This window comes from Anaerocolumna sp. AGMB13020 (assembly GCF_033100115.1).
Taxonomy (GTDB): Bacteria; Bacillota; Clostridia; order Lachnospirales; family Lachnospiraceae; genus Anaerocolumna.
The window spans coordinates 1507184-1533669 of record NZ_CP136910.1 but is presented as its reverse complement, the minus strand read 5'-3'; the positions used below and the strand labels follow the sequence as shown (position 1 = coordinate 1533669).

Here is a 26486-nt window from a genome sequence, read left to right as displayed (position 1 = left end):
TAAATACTACATAAGGTGGCTTGTATAGCAGGATTGATACTATAACAACCCTTTGTCAGGAATACAATACAGTACCAGGAGGTTAGAAGATGTCTGACTTTATTATTACCTGCTGTTCAACGGCAGATATGTCCTTGGAGTTTTTTGAGGAGAATAACATCTCCGTCATACATTTTCACTATACAATGGAAGGCAGGGAATATGTGGATGATATGGGAAAATCCATGCCTTTTGATATTTTCTACAACAAAATAAAAGATGGTGCAACTTCTACCACATCTCAGCCCAATGCGGAACAGTATATGGAAGTCTGGGAGCCGATTCTGAAAGAGGGAAAAGACGTTCTGCATATCAGTCTTTCCTCCGGTATTTCAGGAGCCTATAATTCTGCCTGTATAGGCAGGGATATTTTAAATGAAAAGTATGCTGATCAAAAGGTGGTCGTACTGGATTCCCTGGCAGCATCCTCCGGATACGGATTGCTGATAACCCTGGCAAAAGAAAAGCAACAGGAAGGGATAGGCCTAGAAGCCTGTTACAATTGGCTGGAGGAGAATAAACTTAAGGTAAATCACTGGTTCTTTTCCACAGACCTCACCAGTTATTACCGCGGCGGCAGAATTTCAGCTACCTCAGCTGCTTTCGGAACGATTCTTAAGATATGCCCTCTTCTGAATGTAAACCATGAAGGAAAGCTCATACCAAGAGATAAGTACCGTGGCAAACGTAAGGTATCAGAGGAAATGGTAAGACGTATGGAGGAACATGCACAGGATCGGCAGGCTTATAATGGAAAGTGCTACATTTCCCAGTCTGCCTGTTACGAAGATGCCAGATTGGTGGCTGATATGATAGAAGAGAGATTTCCCGGGCTTAAAGGGAAAGTCCTGATAAATAATATAGGTACAGTAATCGGCTCACATACTGGACCAGGGACGGTGGCCCTCTTCTTTGTTGGTGATAAACGAGTTGATTAAAGCCTATAGAAGTGGCTATTGTTAAGGAATAAAGGGCTGGAAGTAACCTGATGGTATCTTCCGGCCCTTTATTCAATGAAACAGCTTTTATGCAGTCTATTTTTTGCTTTCCAAAAGTCCCTTTAAGAGGCTTATAAATAATGCTGCCAGTAAGGAATTGAAGAATCCTCCCATGGAAATTCCTCTTACAAAATAATCCGCAATCATAATAGACCAGGCATTTACCACAAAACTAAACAAACCCAAGGTTATAACATTAAGAGGGAAGGTTACCAGCAAAAGCAAAGGTTTTATCAATAAATTCACAAATAACAAAACAAGACCAACTGTCAATAACCCACCGGTGCTGTAGATTGTAACACTGGGAATCGCCATGGACAATAAATAGATTACGGCTATATAAGAGAGATAATTAAAAAGTATTTTTTTCATGATAACTCCCATCTGTGTGCTATAGCACACCTAAATTCAGAAAAGGAAAATGCAATGCATTTTTCAACGAACAAAACAATAAGGAGGTATTGTTCGGATGTACCGTAACAAAAAGAGCTATACTTAAAGCATTTTAATCAATACCCGTACATTGTCAGTAGTCACATTAACCAGATCATAGGATTCACTGGTTTTAAATGATTTTAACAGAACTCTGGTGCCTTTAAGCATTTCAGAAATGGCAGAGGGGGAGAAGCTCTGTACAGGCAGATTGATACTATCATTGCGAGACAGCTTAAACTTCTTCTCCGGTATGAACCAAACAGCAATAGACACAAGATCCTGGACGCAGTCTAACAATTCATCTATTACAAAAAGGGATAGGGGAAGCGAAAGTGAAAAATTCTTCTCCTCCCGTATCCTTATTGATATCCACAAGACCGGGTAGAGCTTACTCAACATAAATCTTTACCCGGATATTTCCGTTGCTTTCGTCATCCCAAACCTCAACGTCTACGATATTCGGATCCTCCAAAGTACCATTAAGCAACTCTCTGATAATACTGGAGAAGTCGATTTCGGATAAATTTACACCATTACTCTCCATTTTACTTCTGGCCTCCGCAGGAATGTGATATACAATCTTACCTGCAACTTCGCCAAGTGTAGTGATTAATCCAAGGGGAACATTGACATTGACGTTTAGCGATTTTTTATCTGCAGAAACTTTTATCCGCAGAAACTTGTAATTGGTCTTTCGGGTGGCAGGGTAAGTGGCAGGTAGCGGGGTGCTGTCAGTTTCTTTTGCTGTTCCTAAGGCTTCCAGCAATTCCATTCCTTCAGAAGCTGTTATCTGGCCTTTTTCAATCATTTCAAGAATCTTAAGTTGTTCGTTCATATTATAACCTCCCATTTAATATAGCATGTTTCGAGAAACTGAATCTATCGTTTCTATGTTTTAAAGTTTCTATGTTTTACTGGTTCAAGCACAGTTAAAATGCCAATAGAAATTACAAGCATTTTAATGAATTCTGACATTGTCTTTTAATATACCGTTTCTAAAGGAGTTTACTTCTAGAGCAGTTCATTGTCTTTATTTATTACATTTCTAAAGGAGTTCCCTACGAAAGCATCTCGTTGTCTTTCTATAATCTGTTTTTAGAGAAGTATACTGCTAAAGCAGCTCATTCTCTTTCAAAGCTTCATTTTTGAAAGAGTCCATATCTTTAAGTGTTTATAATTATGAAAAGTTCATAATCATGAAAAGCTCATCACAATAAGGTATATTCTTTATGAGTTCAGCTTCTTGATACGTTCAGCAGCCTCCTTGGGTGATAGCTCTCCTCTGGAAATCTGTTCAAGAATCTCATTTTTCGCTTCTTTTATAATTTCCAAATCTCTTGCCGATTCTTTGGCCGGTACTTCAAAGCCCAGATTTCTGATAACAGTATCCAGCTTACCTCTTACTGTAGGATACGAGATTCCGAGTTCTTTCTCTACATCTTTGATATTACCTCTGCATTTGATAAATACTTTAACAAATAAAAGATCTTCTTCCGGGAGCCTGCAGAATTCACAAGGTTCAAAATCTCCTTCCAGGGAGGTATGACATCTTGGACAGCCTAACTTGGTGATAGTGAGCTTTTCTCCGCAGACAGGACATATTCCGGGCGCTTTATATTTCATGGAAAATACCTCCTTTTGTCTTATGTATTTATAATATACTATTAATAATTCCATATGTCAACAATAAAATTAATAATATTAATTAAAAAATTAAATATATTAATATCGAAATTAATAAAATAAAAACGAGTAAAATTTAATATATAAGCTTTCTATCTAAAAAAATAGCTGAATTGGAATCCGAGGTTCCAGTTTGTAAACTTACTTCTGGTTCAGCTTTTCTCTTGCATGATTAAATTCCTGCGAACTAAGATTTGTTTGATTTTCTGGAAATAAGTATTGAAATAAGTGATATCACTGGTAATTACTTTTCCAAACACATTGTTTATAGTTTCAAAGCTGTTATGTTTATTTGAGATGAATTTCTCTTTTATCCAGCTGTATGAATTCCGATTTGTAAACTTCGGAAAAATATCTTATAATATTTATTAATGTAACTATAATATAGAATATCACAATAAATACTGAAATAAATCATTATAATGAAATTTCAGTAACGAAAGAAAGGAACCTATGTACGATAAAGTAGTGCAATCAGCAGAATATATAAAGAACAGGTTAAAATTATCACCGGAAATTGCAATTGTCCTGGGCTCAGGACTTGGAGACCTGGTAGATTCCCTGACAGAAACGGAAATCATCAACTATGAAGATATCCCCCATTTTCCCCAGTCCACCGTTGCGGGACATGCCGGGCGCCTGGTAATTGGGAAATTAAAGGGAAAGTCAGTGCTCATTATGCAGGGGAGATTTCATTTCTTTGAGGGATATTCCATGAAAGAGGTAACTTATCCGGTCTTTGTCATGAAGCTACTGGGAATTAGTAACCTGATACTGACCAATGCCTGCGGAGGTATTAAGGAAAGCTTCTCACCGGGAACATTAATGCTAATTGAAGATTTCATCAATCTGATGCCTTCCAATCCTCTGATAGGAGTAAATGATGAAAGATTTGGGCCAAGATTTCCGGATATGACAGAGCCATACAACCTGGAGCTCCTGCAAGTGGCAAGAAATGCAGCAGAAAAGCTTTCTATTCCTTATGGTGAGGGCGTATATGCAGGTTTTCAGGGGCCTTATTATGAGACCGCTGCTGAAATACGGATGATCAGGAACCATGGGGCAGATGCTGTGGGAATGTCAACTGTACCGGAAACCATAGCAGCCAATTATCTTGGAATGAAAGTACTTGGAATAGCCTGCATAACCAATATGGCAACAGGAATACAGAAGGTCAAACATTCACATGAACGAGTAATAGAAATAGCTAAAAAGGCCTCCAGTGACTTAAGTCTCCTCATAAATGCAGTCGTTGAAGAGATGAAGTAATTTAACTGGGATAAAGCAAGGAGATAAACATATATTGTATTAATCGGTCTTAAGGTGTTTGTATATGTCCAATAAAAGATATGTTTTTATTTCAGTTGCATTAATAGCTCTGCTTATTATATTGACAATTCCATTGATTAATATTTCGCCGGGGCAGATTGCCACCTCCTCCAATGAAACGGTGGAAGAGGTGGATAATACGGAGGAGAAGTTATATCTGCCAATTGTAATGTACCATGATATCAAAAAATCAAATTCCGGTAAGGATATCATCCATCCCAATGAATTTGAAAGTGATTTAAAGTACTTAAAAGAGAATAACTATACCTCAATTACAATGGAGGATCTCCTGGGGTATGTATATGAAGATAAACCGCTTCCGGAAAAGCCAATCATGCTGACTTTTGATGACGGATATCTTACCACCTATCGATATGCTTATCCTGTTATGCAGGAGTATGATATGAAAATTGTATTGTCCATCATCGGAAAAAGTACGGATGATTTCACAAGAGTTGGAGATGATCATCTGGAATATGCCCATTTGACCTGGCCTCTCTTAAATGAAATGCTGGAATCAGGGCTTATTGAAATCCAGAATCATACATATAATCTCCACAAGACACATAGCGGAAGAATTGGCAGCAAGCAGAAGAAGGGAGAATCCTTAGAAGAATACGAAAAGGTTCTCACAGAAGATCTTATGAAACTGCAGCAGGAAATTATTGAAATGACCGGTATCACCCCGACGACCTTTACCATACCTTATGGTGAATATAGTGATGATACCATTGAAATAATTAAAAAATTGGGCTTTAAGGCAGCATTAACCTGTGATTATGGTTTGAATCGGATCTCAAAAGATAAGGATACATTGTTTTCCCTTAAAAGAATCTGCCGATCCCATAATTATCCCATTGATAAACTGTTAGAGGATGCAGAGAAAACTATAAAACGAAAATAAAGAAAAATTTCTTATAAACACGATAAGAGGAATCAAGATGAGCTTACAATTTAAGAAAGCACAAACAGAACAAGATATTATTCAGATAGCCGCAGCAGCTGAGGAAATCTGGCTGGAACATTATATTACGATAATCTCAAAAGAGCAGATAGACTATATGTTGGAGCAATTTCAGAGTAAGGAAGCGATCACCGCCCAGATTGAGAAGGAAGGGTATGATTATTATCTGCTTTTCGACCAGGGTGTAATGGCAGGTTTTATAAGTATAAAAATAGAAGAAGAGATACCCTCGCTGTTTTTAAGTAAATTCTATATGAAAAAAGAATGCAGAGGAAAAGGCTTTGGGAAAGAGGTTATGGGATATCTTAAAGCTATTTGCAAAGAGCGAAAGCTTCAAAAAATATGGCTTACTGTTAATCGCGATAATAGTAACAGTATAACTATATATGAAAAATTAGGTTTCAGAAAGATTCGCACGCAGGTAAAGGATATCGGTAACGGTTTTGTTATGGATGATTTTGTCATGGAAAGAGAAGAAAGTTTTTAAGGTTATGTCTTTACATCATGAAATTGATATGCTATCCTTTAAAAGTTACTATATAAGTTGAATAAAGTTATTTCAGCTTTCATAAATAAAAAGGTTTCATTCTATGGCATTTTAATATTGAAAGTGGTTAAAGTTTATTCAAGCTTATATATAAATAGCTTATATAGGAGAACTTATGCAGCCACATATCAATTTTTTCGGTCAGTACGTTGCGCTTTATAATTCTTACATCAGCCGGCTGAACAATTGTCTGTCTGCTTACCATCTAGACGGTAACCAATATGCAGTAGTCTATTATTTGTTCCATGAAGGACCCAATGCGTTTGTGAATATTGAAAAATGCCAATATATTAAAGCAAATTCCTTGACCAGGAACATAAAACAGCTGTTAAAAGCAGGCTATATCATTGATGTATCGGAAGAAAAGAAGAAACACATTTACAGTCTGACACCTTTAGGTGAAAGAGCCTACAGAGAAACAGAACCTCTTGTAATTGCTCTCTTGGAACAAGCGCTTGGAGGCATAACCGAAGAGGAACAGTTCGTAATCTTAAAAGTATTCAGCAAGATGAAAGATAATCTTGTGTAAATTCAAGTCTATTATCCCAATAAGTTCGCAAGGAAGGGACCTGCATGACGGGTTTTTCACTGTCATAACTATTCATAAAAAAGGCAGACTGCCCTTTCCTTGCTTCGTGATTGTCTGTTTGTTTCTCTGGAAAGCTTTCTGATATTCCTATGAAGGATTCTTATAATCAAATTTATTCTCTGATTTCCAAACAATAAACAAATTCATAAACTTGGTGCAGCTTTTATAAAAATCCTCCTTGTACTTTCTTTTTACACTATATTGCAGTATGATGGTGTTATGGATATTACAAGGAGGATTTTGTTATGAAAATATTGGCTATCGGAAACAGTTTTTCAGAGGATGCAACAGCATATCTATATCAGATAGCAAAAGCCGGCGGATATGATAGCAAGGTAGTGAATCTCTATATTGGAGGCTGTTCCCTGCAAAGGCACCAGGAAAATGTAGAAGGAAACATAGCAGATTATGATTACCAGATAAACGGAGAGTATACCGGCAGGAAGATATCCATTCAGGAGGCACTTTCTGAAGATAACTGGGATGTGATTACCCTGCAGCAGTGCAGCGGCCTAAGCGGACTGCCTGACAGTTACTATCCCTATCTTGAAAAGCTTTCCGAATATGTAAGCAGCCAGGTGCCCGCTGCGAAACAGTGGATTCACAAAACCTGGGCATATGAGAAGGATTCGAATCATGGAGAATACGGATATTATGATAAAAGTCAGGAAAAGATGTATGCAGAACTTACAAAAGCTTATGATATAGCTGCAGAAAAGCTTTCTGTAAAACTCATACCCTGCGGTGATGTTATCCAGTATTTAAGAAGTTTACCGGAGTTTGATTATGATAATGGCGGAATGAGCCTGTGCAGAGACGGCTTTCATATGAATATACCATACGGACGTTATGCCCTTGCCTTGACCTGGTACAAGACCTTGCTGCATGGTAATATTTCAGCGAACACTTTTGTTCCTGAAAAGGGAGAGGAAGAGGTGGATACAAAGCTTCTTTCATTCATAAGAGAGAAAGTATCTGGATTCTTAAAATAATATTTAAATTAAGGGCAAGAGAAGCAACCGCAACCTGGGAGAACCCTTTGTACAATGAGATTATAATAAATACCTTAAGATAAAACGACATTTTTATCTGAATCAGTTGTGGTGATCCAAAAAACTTCAGAACATATGCGTGTACAGCATATGTTCTGGGTATAAAAGAGAAAGGAAAATGTATCTTGAATTTCTTTTGAGGCTCATTATACAAGATAAAATCATGGATTTTGGAATGCCTACCTTAATTGAATATGAAACATTGGCTGAAAATGCAAGACTATGTAAAGCAGCAGGGTTAGATTTCATTGAACTAAACATGAACCTGCCCCAATATACCTTGGAACATTTAAAAGAAACCCAGTTTCTTAAAAGAATATCAGAAGAGTATGGCCATTATTATACCATTCATCTTGAGGAAAATTTAAATGTCTGTGAATTCAACCAGGCAGTGGCAAAAGCTTATGAAGCTACGGTCTATGAAACCATTGAAGCAGCTCTGGCACTAAAGGTTCCGTTATTGAACATGCATATGCATAGTGGTATCTACATTACCCTGCCTGATAAGAAGGTTTATCTTTACGAAAAGTACAAGGATATCTATCTAAAGAAGCTGGAGGTATTCCGGGATAACTGTCAGAAGGTAATCGGCAATTCAAACCTCGTAATTTCTTTGGAGAATACGGACGGATTTCGGTCTTTTCAAAAAGAAGGGATTGAATTATTGCTTGACAGCAAGGTATTTGCATTGACCTGGGATATCGGCCATTCCCATGCTGCAAAAGACGTAGACGAACAATTTCTAATAGATCATAAAAGAAGGTTAAAACATTTTCATATTCATGACGGAGCAGGAAAACAGAATCATATGACCCTCGGGCAGGGAGAAATCGATCTGGCAGAAAGACTTTCCCTGGCCGAGAAGACCGGAAGCAGATGTGTACTGGAAACAAAAACAGCAGAAAGCCTGAGAGCTTCAGTGGATTGGATCAAAGCCAGAAGCTACCGGTAAATGCAACCGACCATCAGCTTCCTTTATTTTAGGGATGTAATTACTTAAATATTCATATTCAGGGAATCTTAAAAGACAGTTAACCCTCCTTATTTCGTAATACTAAGTGCAAAGGTAAGTAGTTTATTGTACAGATATACATCTTCTTCTGAAAAGTTTTCCACTGTAAACTTATCAACTGAAAACCAGTCTACCCCGGTGTTTTCCTCTTCGCAGATGTGAAGGGCAGCTTTTTCTTCAGCGATAAGGATATAAGCAACGGAGAGGTGCAGGTGTGCATTGACAAACCTTGAGTTCTTTCTGTGCCTGAATACGGGGAGTATGTCAATGGAGGCGATGTCTTCTGACAGAGGCTCTATTTGGGTCAGGCCGGTTTCTTCCTTTGCTTCCTTTATTGATACATATAACATATCCTTATCACCGTCAGCATGTCCGCCGGTCCAGGACCATACATTTCGGATATTATGGTGTACTAATAATACCTTATCCAGGGTACGGTTCATAATAAAGCCGGAACTGGAAATGTGTGCAATTTCGTTATCTCTTAGTAATACATTATCTCCAAAAGAGTTGATATAATCGAGGATAACTTTCTTATCCTGTGCTTCCTGTTCATTAACTGGTTTGTAAGCTTCAATAGCGGCTCTATAATTCATGGCTTCCTCCTTTATATTCATACTCTCCTGTTATTACTCTTTCATTTACACTTATAACAAATTCTTCTACCTGCTTGTAATCGGGATTCTCAGGTAAACCCGTATTATCTTTCGCATATTTGAATCTCTTTTCATATTCATTCAATAAATCCCAGAACTCTTGTCTCATGTTACCGTTTTCATGCATAAATTTACCACTACGAATATCCATAAGTAGATCATGTTCGTTCTCTCTAAAGGTATTAATCTCTTCTTTTTCAAGAATGTCCAGACACATCATATATAATCTGATCAGATGCATGCAGTGCTTATTGAGGTGTAACTTATCTTTCTTACTATTTCGTTTGCCTATTTTACTATATTCTTTGACCACATTGTTCATTTCGGACCAAAGGTTTTTATAATCCCTCAGCGGATAATGGTTCAAAGCTATATCCATATAAATTTCAGTGTCCAGCTCTTCTCTGTCTGATTTGTCTATATAGAGCTTAATTTTACCATCTTCAAACTGTTCATAACTTGTTTTAATATCAAATAACATATCGTTTATCGTGTTAAGGATATGTCCTTCGGTTTCAGGCTGTGTTAAGGTATCTCTGGCAATTGCATTCTGTAATCTTCTAAGCTGTTGCGTCGCATAGCCGCCAAACGAATGTATACATCTTCTTGATAGAAATAAATTCTTTTTCGCAAGCAATTCTTCTCCGATTGGAGTTATCAACAGATAATGTTCTGGTTTTAAACCTAACATTTCTATTGTGTTTGGATTTGTATTAAGCAATAAGCCAATGATTTTATTAAAAGCGTAGATGGTTGTATCCGTTGCTTCATTTACTCTCTGCTCGAAGCTGCTCATACCAATTAAATCAGATTTGCTGTTTAAAGCAATGCCTCTGATATCAACATCACTGGTGTCGATGTTAGTACCATAAGCATGTGAGCCGCCTAAACCCAGAAGAATAATCTTATCGCCTAAATGCTTGTCAGTTTTTAAGAATTCATATTCTTTTGTATCCAGCAAATTACGGAAATTCATAATGTACTCCTTTGTCCTCTGTATGAAGTAAATAAGTGTTTTATAATTATATGATATTTCTGTAGCTGTTACAATCGTACATGTCAATTTTAAATGCCATTTCTTCCTATCACATAGTTTAACTTGATCTTATAAGCCATGAACCATGCAATTTCTTTCTATAATCTTAAAGTCAATATGAAAAAAGGTCTTGACAATATTGTTCATACTGTATATATTGTTTATATACAGTATGAACAAATTTCGTAGCAAAGAAATTTATTCAAAGAGATAGGAGTGATTAATTGGATATTATAATAAGCAACTCCTCCAATGTGCCTATTTATGACCAGATATGTAAATCTATTAAAGATATGATTATAGCCGGTAAGCTGGAGAGTGGAGAAGCGCTTCCTTCCATCCGCAGCCTGGCAAAGGATTTGCGTATTAGTGTTATAACCACAAAGCGGGCATATGACGAGCTGGAGCGGGAAGGGTATATAGATACCATTCCTGGAAAAGGCTGTTTCGTTGCAACCAGAGGAGTTGAGCTTCTAAGAGAAGAAAATCTGATGAAGATAGAAGAACATATGCAGGAAGTAGCAAGACTGGCAGTATCCTGTAATCTGACAAATGAGGATCTGATCGAAATGTTCCGCACCCTTCTTCATGAAACAGGCTGAAAAGTGAACAGATAATTACAAAAATGAAGAAAAAGAAATAACGATTTACAAGGAAAGAAGATGTAATGAGAATTGTAATAAACGTAAGAATACAGATGTATTAGAAGCAAGAAGGTGTAAAAAGCAGTAGAGGCATAAAAAGCAAGTGGAAATAAAAAAAGCAATAGAGGCATAAAAAGCAAGTGGAAATAAAAAAAGCAATAGATGCATAAAAGCAAGTGCAAATATAAAAAAGCATAGATGAATAAAAACAAGTGGAAATATAAAAAGCATTAGATGCGTAAAGCAAGTAGAAATATAAAAAGCATCACAGGTATTAAAAGCATGATGATGAATTCAAGCGACAAGGAAACTTAAAAAACAGCAAGACAATAAAAAAACAAGCAGACGAGTAAGTAAATGATTTAATAGAAAGGAATAAAACTATGAATGCATTAGAAATAAAGAATCTTAGTAAATCCTATAAGGGTTTTAAACTCGATAATGTCAGCTTTACCCTTCCGCAGGGAGGAATTATGGGACTAATTGGTGAGAACGGAGCCGGTAAAAGTACCACAATCAAATTAATTATGAATTCTATCAGACGGGACAGCGGTGAGATAACTGTATTGGGAAAAGGTAATAACACAGATTTTACAAGGACAAAAGAAGATATTGGAGTGGTACTGGATGAAGCTTATTACCCAGAATGTATGACACCGGAGCAGATTAATAATTGTTTAAAATACACCTACCGGAATTGGAGAGAAAAGCAGTTTTTTGATTATTTGGAGCAATTTGGACTTCCCCGTAAAAAGAGTTTTAAGGAATTCTCAAGAGGAATGAAGATGAAATTATCAATTGCTGCTGCAATGTCACACGAAGCGAAGCTGCTCATTTTGGATGAAGCCACCAGTGGCCTTGACCCTATGGCGAGGGAAGAAATATTAAATATTTTCTATGATTATACGAGAGAAGAGAATCATACAATCTTAATCTCCTCCCATATCATCTCGGATCTGGAGAAGCTTTGTGATTATATCACTTTTATTCATAAAGGGAAGGTATTATTCAGTGAGGAGAAAGATCAGCTCCTGGAGGATTATGCAATCCTTCGCTGCGGCAACGAAGATTTGAAAAAAATCCCCAAAGAACAGATACTGGGTAAGAGAAGTTCAGCTTACAGTACGGAAGTCCTTGTAAAGCGCAGTAAGGAGCTCAGAGAATTCAATCTGGATAAAGCCGGGGTAGAAGATATTATTCTCTTAATGACGAAAAAGGAGGTAGCATAATGAAGGGGTTATTATTAAAGGATTACTACGTTTTAATGAAGCAAAGCAGGCTATTATTACTGCTCCTTGTTGTATATACCTTTCTTGCCTCTGCAGGAACCGATTCCTTCGGAGCCTTTACCGTACTCTTTATATCCATGCTGCCAATGACTTTAATGGGGATTGATGAGAAGCACAAATGGGAAAACCTGGCTGTTACCATGCCTTACAGGAAGAGCGATTTTGTAATCAGCAAATATCTGATAGTAGTAGTTATGTTATTTTTTACATCACTATTTTATGCCTGTGCTAGAATTGTCATGCAGTTAGCTGGTAAGCATTTTGAGGAAATGTTTAGTATTTCGTATATTACCCTGATGCTGAGTATTGGGCTTTTATATCCTGCTTTACTTCTTCCATTAATGTTCCGCCTTGGAGTGGAGAAAGCAAGATTATGGTTTCTTGTAATAACAGCAGCCCTTGGTGGTGGTATAGGAGCTTTTTTTGTAAATAAGTCAACGGTAAGTTTCGATATCCTATATAATATCATGAATAAACCCTGGGCTATTTTGATTATGGATGTATTGATCTTCTTATTATCGGCAGCTCTCTCTGTACGATTATATGAAAAAAGAGAGTTTTAGATTTCATAACAATAGCATGTCATACAAAAACAAACTGTACCAGAGTCATGTAAAGAATTGTACCGCCCGCAATACTAAGCAGGGTATTTCTCTTCCATACATGCAATAATAAAATAAATAGAACAGCAGCACCTTCCGGAATACCATAAGGTGATTGTATAAAAGATACACCCTTCATGCAGTAGACTACCAAAAGGCCGATTATGGCACAGGGAAGAACCTTCCCAAGGTAGGTAACATACGCTGGGGGTGTTTTCTTTTCCGGAAATAATATAAAAGGCAGAAATCTGGTAAGCATTGTTCCCAGAGCAATTGCTGCTATGATAATAAAAGTCTGAAGAGGTGTTAAGTACATGGCTGATTATCTCCTTTGTAGAATTTTCTATAAATAGTGAGTACCAGAAGTATTAAAATCATGGAAGGAATGATAAAGTTCTTTGCTCCAAATATCAGAAGACAGATAATAGAGCAGATAACTCCGGACACTGCTGAGAGGTGGTTTTTTCCTTCCAGCCATTGTTCAATAAAGATGACTACGAACAATGCGGTTAATACAAAATCAAGTCCTTTGGTTTCAAATTGAATCACACTGCCAAGTAAACCACCCAGAACCGAAGCACATACCCAATAGAAGTAATCCAGAAAGGAAACAAAGAAATAAAAAGAAGCTTTATCCACTCCTTCCGGTGCTTCCTTACTGTTGACTACGGAAAAGGTTTCATCGCAGAGTACATAAATTAGGAACGGTTTGAGCTTTCCGACACCCTTATATTTCTCCAGCATGGAAAGACCGTAAAATAAATGTCTGGCATTAACCATCAGTGCTATATAAAAAGCCTGAAAGGGCTGAAATGGACTGGTTAACAGAGTGATTGCAACAAACTGCATACTGCCGCAGAACGCAATTGAACTCATAAGAAATGACCACAAGGGTCCATATCCGCTGGTACTCATAAGTAAACCATAGGCAAAACCCAGAAATGCAAAGCCTGTAAGGATAGGCAAGGTACAGGGGAAAGCCGCAAGAAAGGCATCGCGGTATTTGTGCTGCTTTTTCAAGTCATAACCTCCTAAAGTTGATTTAGTACAGCAATAGAATAAAGTGTTACATTGCGCTGTATGTAATTCTAAAATTGTTTTAAGGATTTGTCAACCGCAGTTAATGTGGAACTAGAAAATCAAAATCCATTTACGTGGAATACCAGTGCGATTTGGTGTTGTATTGGTGTGATCATTTTAATACATAATTCATGCCTTATGGTATCGATCCATATCGGCTAACAAAAGGAAAATGGAATAGAGAAAATGGAATAGAGAATAGAGAAAATGGAATAGAGAAAATGGAAAATGGAATAGGAAAAATGGAATAGAACAGTATGATAAAAGTACCTATGAGAATTGTGTCCTTACTATTATTCCTCCAAGGTTTGATATATAATTAGGAAAATCAATAAAAGCAGTTGCGTTTTACTGAACCTTAAATCAATTTTCGGGAGGAATCGTTATGGCTTCGTTTGAAGATTTTTCAAAACTGGATATCAGGGTAGGAGAAATTATAAAAGTAGAATTTTTTGATAAGGCAAAAAAACCAGCATATAAACTTTGGATAGACTTTGGTGATGAGATTGGGCGAAAGAAATCAAGCGCCCAGATTACAGAATGTTACCACGAAGAGGAATTAATCGGTAAACAGGTTTTAGGAGTAGTTAATTTTTCTCCAAGGCAGATAGCAGATTTTATGTCAGAAGTATTGGTTCTTGGAGTATACTCCGATAAAGGGGTGGTATTAATTCAACCGCAACAACCCGTTAAAAAGGGTGATAAATTAGGTTAATAAATGCCTCCGTTTAAGCAGAGAGATGAAAGGGATCGGTTCTACTTAAGCGGAAGCAAAATAAATTGTGGCTATAGTTCCATAACACCGTTAACTTTGGCATGTTCATCATTGTCCATGGGAATGATAATGCATTTCCTGCCGTCAAGGGTTTGGTAAGTTATCTGCGGGACTTTATCTTCCTTAACCTGAAGCAGAACAGCATAATCCTGGTCACTGTCCTGACCTTCTGTTAAAGATGCGTCGGGGGCTTCATCGAAATCCCAGGATACAGTCGGGATGGGAGCTTTTGTTGCTTCTTCCAGTTTTCCCTGCAGTATCTGTATCTGCTCAACCAGTGCTTTATTTGTTTTATTCTTTTCATTTTCAGTCAGAATTTTCTTATCCAAGAGATATTCCACTGCAGGAGGTTCTTCACGGAAGGTTTCTTCATAAGAAAGCTGTATTTTCTGAGTAATATCCTCGGATAGACCGCTTTCTGTCAGAATTTCCTGTACGGAGTCACTGGTCAGTAAGACCGGCTCGTCTGGTTCCTCTGCGGTAGCTGCCTGCTCCTCTGCTATCATACTTAGACTTTCCTGAATCTCGCTTATAACCTTGCTTGTTTGCTCGGAATCATTAAGGGCATTCTTTATAATAGAATGGAAGGTATTTTTCTGCTCCGCAGCGGTTGCTTTTGCAGGACAGCCCAACACCAGTTCTGCCAGTTCCCTGTGTGGCTCAAGCGGATTCTTGGTATAAAACATAGCAGAGTGGATATCTGTGCTGCGTTCTGTAAAAGCCGGAAAGAGAAAGCCAGTCTCAGGTACGGTAACAATCCAGTCTCTGTTACGAGGACCGATCTTATTCATATCCTCCAAATAACCAAGGCCTGGTTTTGATAAGGTTACAGGACAGATGGCACATAATAAATACTCATAAACTTCTTCCGATTCATCAAGTTTTGCCTGATCGGATGTCTTTGTCATTACATCATAAGCATCATGAAAGACTAAAATCAGATAGTTTCCGGAATAATCATAGCTGTCAATAACAAGCTGGTAGAAGGTATTAAGCAATCCTTCATTTTTTAGCTTACTCTCTCTTAAGCCCATAAGAAACTGCTGTTTACCGTTTGGTTCTTCTTCCGCTAAGGGAAAATTCAATTCAATCAGGTTATTTCCGACTGAACCGGATAGGACTTTTTTTGCAAGTTCCAAATATTTATAGAATTCTTCTTCCTCCAGATTTAAAAAGGTATCCTGAAAGTTAACCAGTATTTCTTTTTCTGAATTGACGTAACAGCCACACATTTTCGTAAAAGTACATCCGGTTTTTTTGAGTCGGTTTTTTAACTCTAATGTATCTTTCTTGTTCATAATTTACCCCCATTGCATATCAATGGCTTTCCGCAATTTTAATTCTTTACGGCAGCCTTCCATTTCAAAATTCTGTAATTGACGTTCCAGCTTTCTTTTCTGCAACGCATCAAGTCTCTTAATTATAAGACAAAATGAAAAATAAATCAAAGAGTGGAATGAAAAAAATTTATCTTGTTGAGAAAGTTCTTCTATGCATATTGTTATGTTAATTATAACTAAAAATATAAGAATAAGTTCCTATATTTATACAAAATAACGATAAAGTACTTGCATATAAAAATAAGCCATGATAATATAAACTTATGGAGTAAGGAATAAGTTTAGGCAGTTTAACGTTAAACTTCCTCTCTGTACGGCCTGGAATTCCAAAATATATTGAAGCAACGAAAAGAGCTCTGATAAAAAATTTTCGAAAGGAGGGTAAGCAGTTAATGTTAAAAAGGAATGCAATAACTGTCCCCGGAAACAGTTATTGCTGCCTTGCTTGATTACATGTGGGTTACTTAAAATGATGTGGAGGGTAGCAAAAAATATGAACGGTAAAAATAAACTTTTAAGAATGCTTATAGCATTAGTATTAATTATTAGCCAGATATTTGTGTATACACCAGCTACGGAGGTCAAGGCAGCAGGTGCACCGGACCTTATTGTTACAGATATCAGCTGGTCACCGGCCAGTCCTGCAGCTGGCAGCAGCGTAGTCTTTTCTGCAACTATCAGGAATCAGGGAACAAGTGCGACACAGGCAGGTGTTATTAACGGTGTGAGCTTCTTTGTAGATGGAACGCAGGTAAGTTGGTCAGATACCAATACCTCCTCCATACCGGCGGGAGCTTCTATCACTGTAGCTGCTAACAGTGGTCCTGCAGGAACGGCATCCTGGAATGCAACAACCGGTAATCATACTATTATGGCATGGGTGGATGATGTAAATCGCATGGCGGAAACCAACGAAGACAATAATCAATACAGCAAGAGTATGGCAGTATCAGGAAATAATCAAGGGAGTGGGACACCGGATCTGATAGTTACGGATATAACCTCCTCTCCTGCAGCTCCTTTATCAGGAAATGCAACCACCTTCAGTGCAGTGGTTAAGAATCAGGGAAATGGTGCAACCCCTGCAGGAACCATTATAGGAGTCAGCTTCTTTGTTGACGGAACACAAGTGAGCTGGTCAGATAATACATCGACAGCTCTGGCAGCAGGTGCCTCAGTTACGGTAACGGCAAATGGCGGACCTTCCGGTAATGCTGCGTGGACAGCTGCAACGGGAAGTCATACGGTAATGGCTTTTGTGGATGATGTAAACCGTATCACGGAAACCAATGAAGATAATAATAAATACTCAGAGAATCTGGCAGTAACAACATCACCTATGGCAGATCTGGTGGTAGCAGGATTGACTATAAGTCCGGCTTCACCTACAGCAGGGGATACCTTAAGTTTTACTGCTGCTGTGAAGAATCAGGGTACTGCAGCAGGTGCACCCGGCGTATTAACGATCAGCGTGGATGGAAATACTGTCTATACTTCAGCCAATCATACAGCAGCACTGGAAATAGGTGCATCTGTAGCCATCGCAGGAACACTGGCAGGACTTGGTACAGGCAGCCATACCATTACCGCAACAATAGACAGTGCAGGGATAACAGCTGAAAGTAATGAAACGAATAATACCTACAGCACCAATCTTACAGTTAATCCAAAGGCTGGTATCGATTTTATTGTAGCTGACTTAAGCTGGTCACCTTCCTATGTTACAGCAGGCAATAAGGTTACTTTCAGTGCTGTTATAAAGAATCAGGGAACAGTTGCAGGAGCTGTAGGAACAGTTGCCTTTAAAGTAGACGGAACCCAGATTGCAACAGCAAACAGTACAGCCTCAATTGCTGCAGGAACATCGGTAACGGTTACAGCTTCCGGCACCTGGACTGCTACGAGCGGAGCACACGTTATTACAGCCGCAGCTGACAGTTTATCAGCAGTTGCTGAAACGGATGAGACCAACAATACCTTAACAGCCAATCTTACGGTAGGCAGCGGTGGCAGAGGAGCGACTGTTCCTTATACCAGATATGAATCAGAAGATGGACAGACAGGCGGAGGAGCAATACTACGTACAGCACCGGACTTTAACTATGCTCTCACCGCTTCAGAAGCTTCTAATCAAGCTTATGTTGCGCTGCCTGTAAATGGTTCTTATATAGAATGGACCATCAATCAGGGGGGAGCAGGTGTGAATATGCGATTTACCATGCCGGATTCATCAAATGGTATGGGGCTAAACGGTTCTCTTGATTGTTATGTCAACGGAAGCAAGATTTCTACTATTAATCTGTCTTCCTACTGGTCCTGGCAGTATTTTATCGGGGATCAGCCGGGAGATGCTCCCAATGGCGGACAGGCAGCCTTCCGTTTTGATGAAATCCATTGGACACTTCCTGCTGCATTAAAAGCAGGTGATAAACTGCGTATCCAAAAGACGAACGGTGACAACCTGGAATACGGCGTGGACTTTGTGGAAGTTGAACCGATACCGTCTGTAATATCACAGCCGGTTAATTCTTTATCCGTAACCTCTTATGGAGCCGTAGCAAATGATGGTCTGGATGATTTAAGTGCCTTTAATGCCTGCGTCAGTGCAGCCTCAGCCCAGGGAAAGACAGTATATATCCCGGCGGGAACCTTTCATCTTGGTGGTATGTGGACGATTTCTGCACAGAATATTTCTATTACCGGAGCCGGAATGTGGCATACGAATTTGCAGTTTACTTCTCCTAATGCACAGAGCGGAGGAATCTCTTTCCGTATAACCGGTACGGTGGATTTCGGTAATGTATACATTAATTCCATGTTACGCTCAAGATACGGACAGAATGCAATTTACAAATGTTTTATGGATAACTTCGGTACCAATTCCAGGATACATAATTTCTGGGAGGAGCATTTTGAAGCCGGTTTCTGGGTTGGAGATTATGCACATACACCTGCCATCGCAGCCGATAATTTATTAATTGAGAATGGAAGAATAAGAAACAATCTTGCGGATGGTGTCAACTTCTGCCAGGGCACCAAGAATTCTACTGTTCGTAACTGTAATGTCAGAAATAACGGAGACGACGGACTTGCCATGTGGCCGGACAACACCATGGGAGCACCGATGGAAGTCAACAATGCTTTCTTTTATAATACAATAGAAAACAACTGGAGAGCAGCTGCAATTGCTATCTTTGGCGGTTCAGGACACAAAGCTCAGTATAACTACATCAAGGATTGCTTTATGGGTTCAGGAATTCGTCTGAATACCGTATTCCCAGGGTATCATTTTGAGAATAATACAGGGATTCTGTTCTCAGATACGACCATTATCAATTCCGGTACCAGTAAGGATTGCTACAATGGTGAAAGAGGAGCAATAGACCTGGAAGCCTCCAATACAAGCATTAAAAATATAACTTTTGAGAATATTGATATTATCAATAGCCAGAGAGATGCCATCCAGATGGGATATGGCGGAGGGTTCGAAAATATAGTATTCAAAAATATCAACATTAACGGAACGGGTAAAGATGCAATCACAACCTCAAGATTTTCAGCACCTCATTTAGGAACCGCAATCTATACCTATACCTCAAATGGATCGGCTACTTTTATCAATCTGACTACCAGTAATATTGAAGCGCCTGAAAAGTATCTTATCATGAATGGATTTCATGTGACCTTTCAATAAAGCTGTAAAACTGTTAATAAAACTTAAGTTGAGTTAATTGTAGCTGACAGGTAAAAGAGCAGATCTCAGGATCTGCTCTTTTTAACAGCATTGATGACAAGCTCCTTTTCTAAGACATCGGCAAAATTCTGAATATATTCACCCAGTGTTCCACACCATTCTAAGACAGCCTCATCGCTCTTATATTTATTTGGATTATTTCTGATGGAGATAACTTGCTCCATGATATGAACGTCAGGAACCAATCCTTCCATAAGGGCCCATTCCCCGGCTTTTGTCTTGGCGATAATTTTACCGGTTCTTAAGGTATAGAGGCATCTTGCAATATCCAATAACCATCCAGCAGAGTAAATACTTCTGCTTGTTGTGACAGCATACTTTCTGATTGTTTCATAATGGCTTACGATTGCTTCTAAAATAATCTCATTTGCAGGATAATGAAAGGAGGCTCTAATATCAGGGCCATATAACAATTGACCGCTATCGATTATTTCCATCCTTGAAAAGGGGTCTAAGGAAAAGCTATCAGTAATTCTTTGGCTCCCTGTTCCCCAATACACAACTGTTTCAGCTTTGTTGTTCATGAAAGTATTCTTTGACAGAATATTGCCCTCAAAAAAACGAAAATAATCAGTATTCGTTTCCTCTGTAAGCTGCTGACGCAGATCTATTAACTGGTTTGCCTGTAGAAGCCCTATTTCTGTGTCCGTCAGACAAATGATATCAATATCACTCCAGCCAGGCTTAAAATCCTTCAGTACAATAGAGCCATACAGATATATAGAAGGGTTATTGGCTGATAAAATAGTTACCAAACGACTTGTTAAAATATTTATGGTTGTATTCATAAGTACCTTTCCAACAGGATAAATTGTAAGATTAAGCTATAGGGTTATATTTTATACTATATTTCATTATTTTTCCAGTGCATAATTATCTTAATATGCAAGTTTTGTTATTACCCTAATATATACTTTATTGATATGGAAACCTCTCTTCTAAGAGCTTTATAAACGAAGAAACGAACTTCTTGTGATATGAAATTTTATAATAATGTATGTTATTATCCGGATTCAATTATCCATAAGGAAACAATTTGATTTTATAAAATTTAGTGTTATAATACATATATTACAGCTAGATAATGCAGAAAGAACTAATTGAAATTTAGGTAATATCCAGCGATGTAATGACGAAGAGTTATAATGATAACGAGTTATAATGACGAAGGAAATAATTAAGTACCGCATAGTATAAAGATATAGAAGGAGGAAATCGAATGAAAGCAACAAATAAGATGCCGGTATTATTTGTAGGTCACGGTTCACCTATGAATGCCATTGAAGATAACAAATTTACACGAGGCTGGGAGGCAATTGCAGAAAAGATTCCAACGCCCAAAGCTATTTTATCTGTATCAGCCCATTGGTATGTACCAGGGACGGCAGTCCTGACAGAACATAATCCAAGGCAAATCTATGATATGTATGGTTTTCCCCAGGAGTTATATGATTTGAAATATGAAGCTTCAGGTTCACCGGAATTTGCAGCAAAAGTCCTGGAATTACTGGAGGGAGAGGCTGTAGCTGACAACAGCTGGGGACTGGATCACGGAACCTGGGCAGTGTTATGTAAGATGTATCCTGCAGCGGATATCCCTGTCTTCCAGTTAAGCATTAGTAGTAAGAAGGATGCTGCCTATCATTTCCAGCTGGGTAGAAAGCTCAGTGCCCTAAGAGAGCAGGGCGTATTGATTATGGGAAGTGGAAATGTTGTTCACCATCTTGGCAGGATCAACTGGGAGATGGAGGAGCAGGGATTTCCTTATGCAGAAGAATTCGACGGTTATATTAAGACTTGTATTCTTAGCAAGGACTATGACGGAGTAATTGATTATAGAAGATCCAAAGCATCAGCGATGGCTTTTCCCACACCAGATCATTTCTATCCCCTGTTATATACTTTGGGTGCTTCTTCGGAGGAAGATACAGCAGAAGTCTTTAATGATTCCTGCGTGTTAGGTTCTTTGTCCATGACCAGCTATCTGCTTCAGGAAAATTAACAAATATTATGAAAAAGGTCTCTAAAATATCTGTTTCATCCGATACAATATATACAGCTGTTGCTTTTAAGACAGCAGGGGGTGTGTTTGAGCAATTCATTCAAACGCAGTCTGTTATGTACAGTATAGAAACAGGGTGGAGATATGATAGTAAATATTGAAATAAAAATTGCCGATGATAACGGAATTACTTTAAAGCATTATGTGAAACGTATGGAGGATATTAAGGACGGGACTATACGTTTAGAGGATATTACCGGAACGGATACGTCTTTTAAGGAGCTATTAGACCGTTATCTGACACAAAGCGGCAGGAAGGTACGTGAGAAACTCTTTCCTACTGCCAGATTGTATAATGAAAACTTACGAACGGCGGTTAATATAAAGCTGCTGGAAGGAAGGAATCGGGAATTGCTTCACCAGTCACCTGCTCAGGCTGTGCAGAAATATGAAGCCAGTTTTCATACGCTGGAGGAAGAGTCCTTTCAAACCAATGAAACCTAATAAACATAAAACCTGATTGCGATACCTGTAGTAATACAGTATCGCAATTTCTATTAAAACATATAAGAAATTATCTGTTATAATAACAATATAAAATTGAGACGCCCAGACCGGCATAAGCAGTTTAAACACGTTTATGAAATGGAGGTAAGAATGTCTGAAAAAGATAAGTCCATCGAAAAGATAAAGAAATACATTGATGATAATCTGTATGAGGAGTTGGAGCTTGCAAAGCTTGCGCAGGAAGCCGGTTATTCCAAATATCATCTGGAAAGGCTTTTTACAAAGAACTATGGCAGCACACTTTCAAAATATATTCGGGAAGAGCGCTTAAAAGATGCTGCCGCCAGACTTCTATTTACGAATACTTCAATCCTTGAGATAGCATTGGAAGCCCGTTATGAGTCACAGCAGGCTTTTACGCTGGCCTTTAAACGGCTATATCAGGTACCACCAGGTATATACAGAAGTAAAGTGAAGCAGGAAGCTTGCAGGCGGAAGGCAGTAACAGGACAGAACAGGAAGTGGTTAATAACAAATAATGATTGGAAAGGGAGGGCTGCGGCATGAGTTTAGTGCCTTATGTAGTTGAACAGACATCCAGAGGTGAGAGAAGCTATGATATTTATTCCAGGCTGTTAAAGGATAGAATTATATTTTTAAATGAAGAGGTAACAGATGTATCGGCAAGCGTGATTGTAGCACAGCTGCTATTTTTGGAAGCAGAGGATTCAGGTAAGGATATACATCTTTATATCAATTCTCCCGGTGGTTCTGTAACAGCCGGCTTTGCAATTTATGATACGATGAATTTTATTAAATGTGATGTGTCTACCATATGTATCGGTATGGCAGCCAGTATGGGCGCGTTCCTGCTTTCCGGTGGAACCAAAGGAAAACGTTATGCCCTGCCCAACGCTGATATAATGATTCACCAGCCTTCCGGCGGGGGCAGCGGCACTGCCAGTGACATAAGAATTATCAGCGAGCATATTCAGAAAAATAAAAAACGGTTAAATGATATACTTGCAAAAAATACAGGACAGAGTGCTGAAGTTATAGAAAGAGATACCGAAAGAGATAACTTTATGACCGCTGAAGAAGGTAAAGCCTATGGTCTCATTGATGAAATATTGTTAAGAAGATAGAAATAAAAGTTTTGTGCATCGCTCTTGAATTAACCAGACTTTTACTTGTCTTAAAAGTTTATCCTGCCCACTTTGCCTGGTAAATTCCTGGCGATGCATCCATGATCCGTAAGCTGCCTTCATCAATCGTATACCCGATCACTTTATCAGTCATGACCGTGGGTATGATGAAGGTCAGGTGTATGAGAATGATCATGGGTAAGGGGAGCATGGCTGTGTAAATGGCTGTGTTCCCCTTTCATCTGAGCTGAATGGGAATGAGTATGATGTCCGTCATCATGGCTGTGCCGGTGTTCGTGTACAAGGGGAGTATGGGTATGCACATGCTTGTGCTTTTCGCTGCTGGCTAAGTAGACGCCGGTTCCAAAGAACAGCAAAGCTATGAAAAAGACCATAGTAAGGGTCTCTTTGTTAACAATTACGGACAGTAGAACGCCAAGAAAAGGTGCAAAAGCGTAATAAGCACCGGTTCTTGCCGCTCCTAGTTCTCTCTGGGCAAGAACATAGAAGAAAATACTCAGGCCGTAAGAAAAAAATCCAAGGAGGCAGGCAGCTGTAACAGAAGGAATATGTAAGGTGAAATTTCCTGTTATAAAACAGATTAATAGAGCGCCGAAACCGGAACCAAAGCCTTTAAGGATAACAATTTCCATGGGATTTTTCAGTGAGAGCCTTCGGGTGCAGTTATTTTCAAACCCCCAGCAAATACTCGCCATCAATACAAACAGGGAGCCGGAGGAGAATGAAAGACCTGTCATATCTTTAAGGCTGAGAATCAGGCAACCGAAACAGATCAGGGAGATGGACCACCAGAGTCTCTTTCCTATAACCTCCTGAAAAACCACTAAGGCAATAAGTGCTGTTGCTACGACTTCAAAATTACCAAGAAGAGAAGCACTGGCTGCCGTTGTCATTGTGAGACCAAGCATCAGAAATACCGGAGCTGCCACATCTAAAAGAATCATTCCGAGGATGTAGGGAAGCTCCTTTTTTGTCAGGCGTGCTTCTTTTTCAGAGGGCCTGTTCTTTCCGCGGAGGAGATACAGGAAAGACATACCGAAGCCGGCACCCAAATACAACATCGCTGCCATCTGAGCGGGAGGCAGTTTCTCTAAAAGGATTTTAGAAAAAGGGGAACTTAAGGAAAATAAAAGGGCAGCAAGTATCGCGTAAAATATAGAAGAATGATTTATAAATCTCATAGCTTAGCTCCAATTCTGTGGGAATACAAAAGCAATTAATTTACATCCCCCCTAGGGGGATGTAATAAACATAACACAATACTTTAAAAGATACAATCACTTTCAAATTATCAGGAGATTTGCCCTTTGCTTAGGCATGGACTGCAATCAGAAGAAAGCAATTGTATTTTTTTTCGAGTATGCTATAATTCACTATATGTAAAGCGATAGGGATATTACTATAGTTATAATCAAATAATTCATAGGAATAAAAAAAGTAAGAAAGAATAATTAAAGGAATAATTAAAAAGAAATATCTGTTTATACCTTGTATTTTCAGGACATTGTGGTATTAAGGTATTAATAACACTGTGTAAAAGTTTTGATTTTAAAGTACTGATATTAGAGTACTGATATTAGAGTACTGATATTAGAGTACTGATATTAGAGTATTGATATTAGAGTACTGATATTAGAGTACTGATATTAATGTACTGATATTGAAGTTCGGAAATGGAAGAAATAAACGGAAAACATAAAAATAGACAGAACGAGAGCCCCCGCGAAAACTGGTGTAAGTAATCAGATTACTTGAAATCCGGAGGCCCTTAAGGTTTAGGTGATTTGAATTTTTACAAGTACAGTATAAGTCATTTTCCTTTATTAATCCAATTTATAGATTAAATGTAGGTGATAAATAAAAGTTATGGACTGTAAATAATTAGAAAGGGGTGGCAGGTTGGAACTGCATTACTTAAGAATATTTCATACCATAGCAAAATGCATGAGTTTTAAAAAAGCATCAGAGGTACTTCATTTAAGCCAGCCTGCATTATCCATACAGATTAAGAAGCTTGAGAGCGGAACGGGAATGAAGCTTTTTAATAAAATAGGAAACCGGATTGTGTTGAGTGAAGACGGAAAGATGTTATATGGCTATACCCAAAAAATATTTGCTATTGTGGAGGAATTGGAAAATCATGTACAGAACCTTGGAAATGAAATTGGCGGCAGTATAAACCTTGGTGCCAGCAATACCCCTGGCGTATACATCCTTCCTAAGGTTATTGGGGAAATGAAGAAGCGATATCCAGGTGTCACCGTAAATCTTCATGTTGCCGATACTTCTGAAATAACAAATCTTATTGAGAACGGTACCCTGGATGTAGCCGTTAATGGAGGCAACTGCAACTACAACAACAGTATAGTCGTTGAGAAGCTTCTGGATGACAGACTGGTGGTAGTGGCCTCACCGGATAATCCGTTGAAAGATAAGGATACCATCAGTATTAAGGAATTGGCGAAAACAGCATTTGTTGTTCATAGTACAACCTCCCAGCTGTACACATATTATAAGAAATTTATAGAAATATACGGGATTTCGGAAAATATCGGTATGCATTTTGGCAGCATCGATGCCATTAAATATGCCATATATGCAGATCTTGGAGTATCCATACTGCCCTATTATGCAGTTAAATCTGAAATTGAAAAGGGTATGCTTACGCAACTGAATATCAATTGCAGTAAATTGGAATACCCCTATAGTCTTATCCATAATAAGCACAAGCATCTTTCCACTGCTTCTGCTAAATTTATAGAAGTGTTAAAAGAGGTATTATAAACAGAAAAAACACTTAGTTCCATAAGACAATCATAGAAGAGCAGAATTATCAAGTGACTCAAAATTTCAGTAAACAGGAAATGCAACAAGAAGAGAAAAAGAGATAGGGAGTGGAAGAAAATAATAATCGAAAGGATGCCACGTGGAGATTCTTTCACTCTTTTCATTTTGTGGCAGTATCGCAGGCAGGCCTGCGATATGCA

28 protein-coding genes are annotated in these 26486 nt (G+C 38.4%); 17 read left to right on the top strand and 11 right to left on the bottom strand.

Annotated features, from left to right (window positions below):
• The first annotated feature begins 89 nt into the window (after positions 1–89).
• Positions 90–977, top strand: a complete 888-nt coding sequence (locus tag R2R35_RS06065; protein WP_317733615.1) for a DegV family protein — start codon at positions 90–92, stop codon at positions 975–977.
• Positions 978–1073: 96 nt separating this feature from the next.
• Here the strand turns inward: R2R35_RS06065 and R2R35_RS06060 are convergent, their stop codons facing one another.
• The 4 genes from R2R35_RS06060 to R2R35_RS06045 form a co-directional block, all read right to left on the bottom strand.
• Entirely contained in the window at positions 1074–1409 is a 336-nt protein-coding gene (locus tag R2R35_RS06060) for a phage holin family protein (protein ID WP_317733614.1), read from the bottom strand.
• A gap of 123 nt (positions 1410–1532) precedes the next feature.
• A complete protein-coding gene (locus tag R2R35_RS06055) occupies positions 1533–1871 on the bottom strand; it encodes a hypothetical protein (protein ID WP_317733613.1) in 339 nt (112 codons plus the stop codon).
• Positions 1861–2307 carry an SHOCT-like domain-containing protein gene (locus R2R35_RS06050; RefSeq protein ID WP_317733612.1) on the bottom strand — a complete coding sequence of 149 codons (447 nt, stop codon included), beginning with the start codon at positions 2305–2307 and terminating at the stop codon, positions 1861–1863. The genes R2R35_RS06055 and R2R35_RS06050 overlap by 11 nt, the downstream gene beginning before the upstream one ends.
• Before the next feature lie 392 nt (positions 2308–2699).
• On the bottom strand, positions 2700–3095 hold the full coding sequence (locus R2R35_RS06045) for a DUF2089 domain-containing protein (protein WP_317733611.1): 396 nt from the start codon (positions 3093–3095) through the stop codon (positions 2700–2702).
• A gap of 513 nt (positions 3096–3608) precedes the next feature.
• Here R2R35_RS06045 and R2R35_RS06040 point away from each other — a divergent pair.
• From R2R35_RS06040 to R2R35_RS06015, 6 genes are all read left to right on the top strand, one after another.
• Positions 3609–4424 carry a purine-nucleoside phosphorylase gene (locus R2R35_RS06040; RefSeq protein WP_317733610.1) on the top strand — a complete coding sequence of 272 codons (816 nt, stop codon included), beginning with the start codon at positions 3609–3611 and terminating at the stop codon, positions 4422–4424.
• Between the two features lie 64 nt (positions 4425–4488).
• Positions 4489–5388, top strand: coding sequence for a polysaccharide deacetylase family protein (locus tag R2R35_RS06035; protein WP_317733609.1), 900 nt, complete (start codon positions 4489–4491; stop codon positions 5386–5388).
• A 37-nt stretch (positions 5389–5425) separates the two neighbouring features.
• A complete protein-coding gene (locus R2R35_RS06030; RefSeq protein ID WP_317733608.1) occupies positions 5426–5935 on the top strand; it encodes a GNAT family N-acetyltransferase in 510 nt (169 codons plus the stop codon).
• A gap of 175 nt (positions 5936–6110) precedes the next feature.
• Positions 6111–6524, top strand: coding sequence for a MarR family winged helix-turn-helix transcriptional regulator (locus R2R35_RS06025; RefSeq protein ID WP_317733607.1), 414 nt, complete (start codon positions 6111–6113; stop codon positions 6522–6524).
• Between the two features lie 305 nt (positions 6525–6829).
• Positions 6830–7576, top strand: a complete 747-nt coding sequence (locus R2R35_RS06020) for a DUF4886 domain-containing protein (RefSeq protein WP_317733606.1) — start codon at positions 6830–6832, stop codon at positions 7574–7576.
• A gap of 178 nt (positions 7577–7754) precedes the next feature.
• Complete coding sequence (locus R2R35_RS06015) at positions 7755–8588, top strand: sugar phosphate isomerase/epimerase family protein (RefSeq protein ID WP_317733605.1); 834 nt, start codon at positions 7755–7757, stop codon at positions 8586–8588.
• Positions 8589–8677: 89 nt separating this feature from the next.
• Here R2R35_RS06015 and R2R35_RS06010 read toward each other — a convergent pair whose 3' ends face one another.
• Positions 8678–9244: an NUDIX hydrolase gene (locus tag R2R35_RS06010; RefSeq protein WP_317733604.1), complete on the bottom strand. Its 567-nt coding sequence runs from the start codon at positions 9242–9244 to the stop codon at positions 8678–8680.
• A complete protein-coding gene (locus R2R35_RS06005) occupies positions 9234–10280 on the bottom strand; it encodes a nucleotidyltransferase domain-containing protein (protein WP_317733603.1) in 1047 nt (348 codons plus the stop codon). The genes R2R35_RS06010 and R2R35_RS06005 overlap by 11 nt, the downstream gene beginning before the upstream one ends.
• Positions 10281–10564: 284 nt before the next feature.
• Between R2R35_RS06005 and R2R35_RS06000 the strand changes: the two genes are divergently transcribed.
• From R2R35_RS06000 to R2R35_RS05990, 3 genes are all read left to right on the top strand, one after another.
• Entirely contained in the window at positions 10565–10942 is a 378-nt protein-coding gene (locus R2R35_RS06000; protein WP_317733602.1) for a GntR family transcriptional regulator, read from the top strand.
• 425 nt (positions 10943–11367) lie between these two features.
• Positions 11368–12213, top strand: a complete 846-nt coding sequence (locus tag R2R35_RS05995) for an ABC transporter ATP-binding protein (protein WP_317733601.1) — start codon at positions 11368–11370, stop codon at positions 12211–12213.
• On the top strand, positions 12213–12836 hold the full coding sequence (locus R2R35_RS05990) for an ABC-2 transporter permease (RefSeq protein ID WP_317733600.1): 624 nt from the start codon (positions 12213–12215) through the stop codon (positions 12834–12836). Before R2R35_RS05995 ends, R2R35_RS05990 begins: the two co-directional genes overlap by 1 nt.
• Positions 12837–12855: 19 nt before the next feature.
• Here R2R35_RS05990 and R2R35_RS05985 read toward each other — a convergent pair whose 3' ends face one another.
• Both R2R35_RS05985 and R2R35_RS05980 read right to left on the bottom strand, forming a co-directional pair.
• Positions 12856–13191 (bottom strand): branched-chain amino acid transporter permease, encoded by a 336-nt coding sequence (locus R2R35_RS05985; RefSeq protein WP_317733599.1) that lies wholly within the window; start codon positions 13189–13191, stop codon positions 12856–12858.
• Positions 13182–13895, bottom strand: a complete 714-nt coding sequence (locus tag R2R35_RS05980) for an AzlC family ABC transporter permease (RefSeq protein WP_317733598.1) — start codon at positions 13893–13895, stop codon at positions 13182–13184. The genes R2R35_RS05985 and R2R35_RS05980 overlap by 10 nt, the downstream gene beginning before the upstream one ends.
• 445 nt (positions 13896–14340) lie before the next feature.
• On the opposite strand from R2R35_RS05980, the gene R2R35_RS05975 reads away from it, so the two are divergent.
• Positions 14341–14670, top strand: a complete 330-nt coding sequence (locus R2R35_RS05975) for a tRNA-binding protein (RefSeq protein WP_317733597.1) — start codon at positions 14341–14343, stop codon at positions 14668–14670.
• A gap of 71 nt (positions 14671–14741) precedes the next feature.
• Here R2R35_RS05975 and R2R35_RS05970 read toward each other — a convergent pair whose 3' ends face one another.
• On the bottom strand, positions 14742–16028 hold the full coding sequence (locus R2R35_RS05970) for a DUF4317 domain-containing protein (protein ID WP_317733596.1): 1287 nt from the start codon (positions 16026–16028) through the stop codon (positions 14742–14744).
• Positions 16029–16563: 535 nt separating this feature from the next.
• Here R2R35_RS05970 and R2R35_RS05965 point away from each other — a divergent pair.
• A complete protein-coding gene (locus tag R2R35_RS05965) occupies positions 16564–19764 on the top strand; it encodes a CARDB domain-containing protein (RefSeq protein ID WP_317733595.1) in 3201 nt (1066 codons plus the stop codon).
• A 65-nt stretch (positions 19765–19829) separates the two neighbouring features.
• On the opposite strand, the gene R2R35_RS05960 is transcribed toward R2R35_RS05965, so the two are convergent.
• On the bottom strand, positions 19830–20612 hold the full coding sequence (locus R2R35_RS05960) for an aminoglycoside adenylyltransferase domain-containing protein (RefSeq protein WP_317733594.1): 783 nt from the start codon (positions 20610–20612) through the stop codon (positions 19830–19832).
• Positions 20613–21043: 431 nt separating this feature from the next.
• On the opposite strand from R2R35_RS05960, the gene ygiD reads away from it, so the two are divergent.
• From ygiD to clpP, 4 genes are all read left to right on the top strand, one after another.
• A complete protein-coding gene (gene ygiD, locus R2R35_RS05955; RefSeq protein WP_317733593.1) occupies positions 21044–21826 on the top strand; it encodes a 4,5-DOPA dioxygenase extradiol in 783 nt (260 codons plus the stop codon).
• Positions 21827–21970: 144 nt separating this feature from the next.
• Positions 21971–22330: a hypothetical protein gene (locus R2R35_RS05950; RefSeq protein WP_317733592.1), complete on the top strand. Its 360-nt coding sequence runs from the start codon at positions 21971–21973 to the stop codon at positions 22328–22330.
• A gap of 153 nt (positions 22331–22483) precedes the next feature.
• Positions 22484–22900 (top strand): helix-turn-helix transcriptional regulator, encoded by a 417-nt coding sequence (locus R2R35_RS05945; protein ID WP_317733591.1) that lies wholly within the window; start codon positions 22484–22486, stop codon positions 22898–22900.
• Positions 22897–23478 carry an ATP-dependent Clp endopeptidase proteolytic subunit ClpP gene (clpP, locus tag R2R35_RS05940; RefSeq protein ID WP_317733590.1) on the top strand — a complete coding sequence of 194 codons (582 nt, stop codon included), beginning with the start codon at positions 22897–22899 and terminating at the stop codon, positions 23476–23478. The genes R2R35_RS05945 and clpP overlap by 4 nt, the downstream gene beginning before the upstream one ends.
• A gap of 146 nt (positions 23479–23624) precedes the next feature.
• Here the strand turns inward: clpP and R2R35_RS05935 are convergent, their stop codons facing one another.
• Positions 23625–24680, bottom strand: a complete 1056-nt coding sequence (locus R2R35_RS05935) for a DMT family transporter (protein WP_317733589.1) — start codon at positions 24678–24680, stop codon at positions 23625–23627.
• A gap of 718 nt (positions 24681–25398) precedes the next feature.
• Here R2R35_RS05935 and R2R35_RS05930 point away from each other — a divergent pair.
• Positions 25399–26283 (top strand): LysR family transcriptional regulator, encoded by an 885-nt coding sequence (locus R2R35_RS05930; protein WP_317733588.1) that lies wholly within the window; start codon positions 25399–25401, stop codon positions 26281–26283.
• The last annotated feature ends 203 nt before the right edge of the window (positions 26284–26486 follow it).

Coding starts and splice junctions, on each gene's coding strand:
- R2R35_RS06045 (WP_317733611.1), bottom strand. CDS start 3,095: ATGAAATATAAAGCGCCCGGAATATGTCCTGTCTGCGGAGAAAAGCTC.
- R2R35_RS05960 (WP_317733594.1), bottom strand. CDS start 20,612: ATGAATACAACCATAAATATTTTAACAAGTCGTTTGGTAACTATTTTA.
- R2R35_RS06055 (WP_317733613.1), bottom strand. CDS start 1,871: ATGTTGAGTAAGCTCTACCCGGTCTTGTGGATATCAATAAGGATACGG.
- R2R35_RS06030 (WP_317733608.1), top strand. CDS start 5,426: ATGAGCTTACAATTTAAGAAAGCACAAACAGAACAAGATATTATTCAG.
- R2R35_RS05965 (WP_317733595.1), top strand. CDS start 16,564: ATGAACGGTAAAAATAAACTTTTAAGAATGCTTATAGCATTAGTATTA.
- clpP (WP_317733590.1), top strand. CDS start 22,897: ATGAGTTTAGTGCCTTATGTAGTTGAACAGACATCCAGAGGTGAGAGA.
- R2R35_RS06020 (WP_317733606.1), top strand. CDS start 6,830: ATGAAAATATTGGCTATCGGAAACAGTTTTTCAGAGGATGCAACAGCA.
- R2R35_RS06065 (WP_317733615.1), top strand. CDS start 90: ATGTCTGACTTTATTATTACCTGCTGTTCAACGGCAGATATGTCCTTG.
- R2R35_RS05975 (WP_317733597.1), top strand. CDS start 14,341: ATGGCTTCGTTTGAAGATTTTTCAAAACTGGATATCAGGGTAGGAGAA.
- R2R35_RS06035 (WP_317733609.1), top strand. CDS start 4,489: ATGTCCAATAAAAGATATGTTTTTATTTCAGTTGCATTAATAGCTCTG.
- R2R35_RS06015 (WP_317733605.1), top strand. CDS start 7,755: ATGTATCTTGAATTTCTTTTGAGGCTCATTATACAAGATAAAATCATG.
- R2R35_RS05945 (WP_317733591.1), top strand. CDS start 22,484: ATGTCTGAAAAAGATAAGTCCATCGAAAAGATAAAGAAATACATTGAT.
- R2R35_RS05995 (WP_317733601.1), top strand. CDS start 11,368: ATGAATGCATTAGAAATAAAGAATCTTAGTAAATCCTATAAGGGTTTT.
- R2R35_RS06005 (WP_317733603.1), bottom strand. CDS start 10,280: ATGAATTTCCGTAATTTGCTGGATACAAAAGAATATGAATTCTTAAAA.
- R2R35_RS05950 (WP_317733592.1), top strand. CDS start 21,971: ATGATAGTAAATATTGAAATAAAAATTGCCGATGATAACGGAATTACT.
- R2R35_RS06050 (WP_317733612.1), bottom strand. CDS start 2,307: ATGAACGAACAACTTAAGATTCTTGAAATGATTGAAAAAGGCCAGATA.
- R2R35_RS05970 (WP_317733596.1), bottom strand. CDS start 16,028: ATGAACAAGAAAGATACATTAGAGTTAAAAAACCGACTCAAAAAAACC.
- ygiD (WP_317733593.1), top strand. CDS start 21,044: ATGAAAGCAACAAATAAGATGCCGGTATTATTTGTAGGTCACGGTTCA.
- R2R35_RS06040 (WP_317733610.1), top strand. CDS start 3,609: ATGTACGATAAAGTAGTGCAATCAGCAGAATATATAAAGAACAGGTTA.
- R2R35_RS05990 (WP_317733600.1), top strand. CDS start 12,213: ATGAAGGGGTTATTATTAAAGGATTACTACGTTTTAATGAAGCAAAGC.
- R2R35_RS06025 (WP_317733607.1), top strand. CDS start 6,111: ATGCAGCCACATATCAATTTTTTCGGTCAGTACGTTGCGCTTTATAAT.
- R2R35_RS05935 (WP_317733589.1), bottom strand. CDS start 24,680: ATGAGATTTATAAATCATTCTTCTATATTTTACGCGATACTTGCTGCC.
- R2R35_RS06010 (WP_317733604.1), bottom strand. CDS start 9,244: ATGAATTATAGAGCCGCTATTGAAGCTTACAAACCAGTTAATGAACAG.
- R2R35_RS05985 (WP_317733599.1), bottom strand. CDS start 13,191: ATGTACTTAACACCTCTTCAGACTTTTATTATCATAGCAGCAATTGCT.
- R2R35_RS06060 (WP_317733614.1), bottom strand. CDS start 1,409: ATGAAAAAAATACTTTTTAATTATCTCTCTTATATAGCCGTAATCTAT.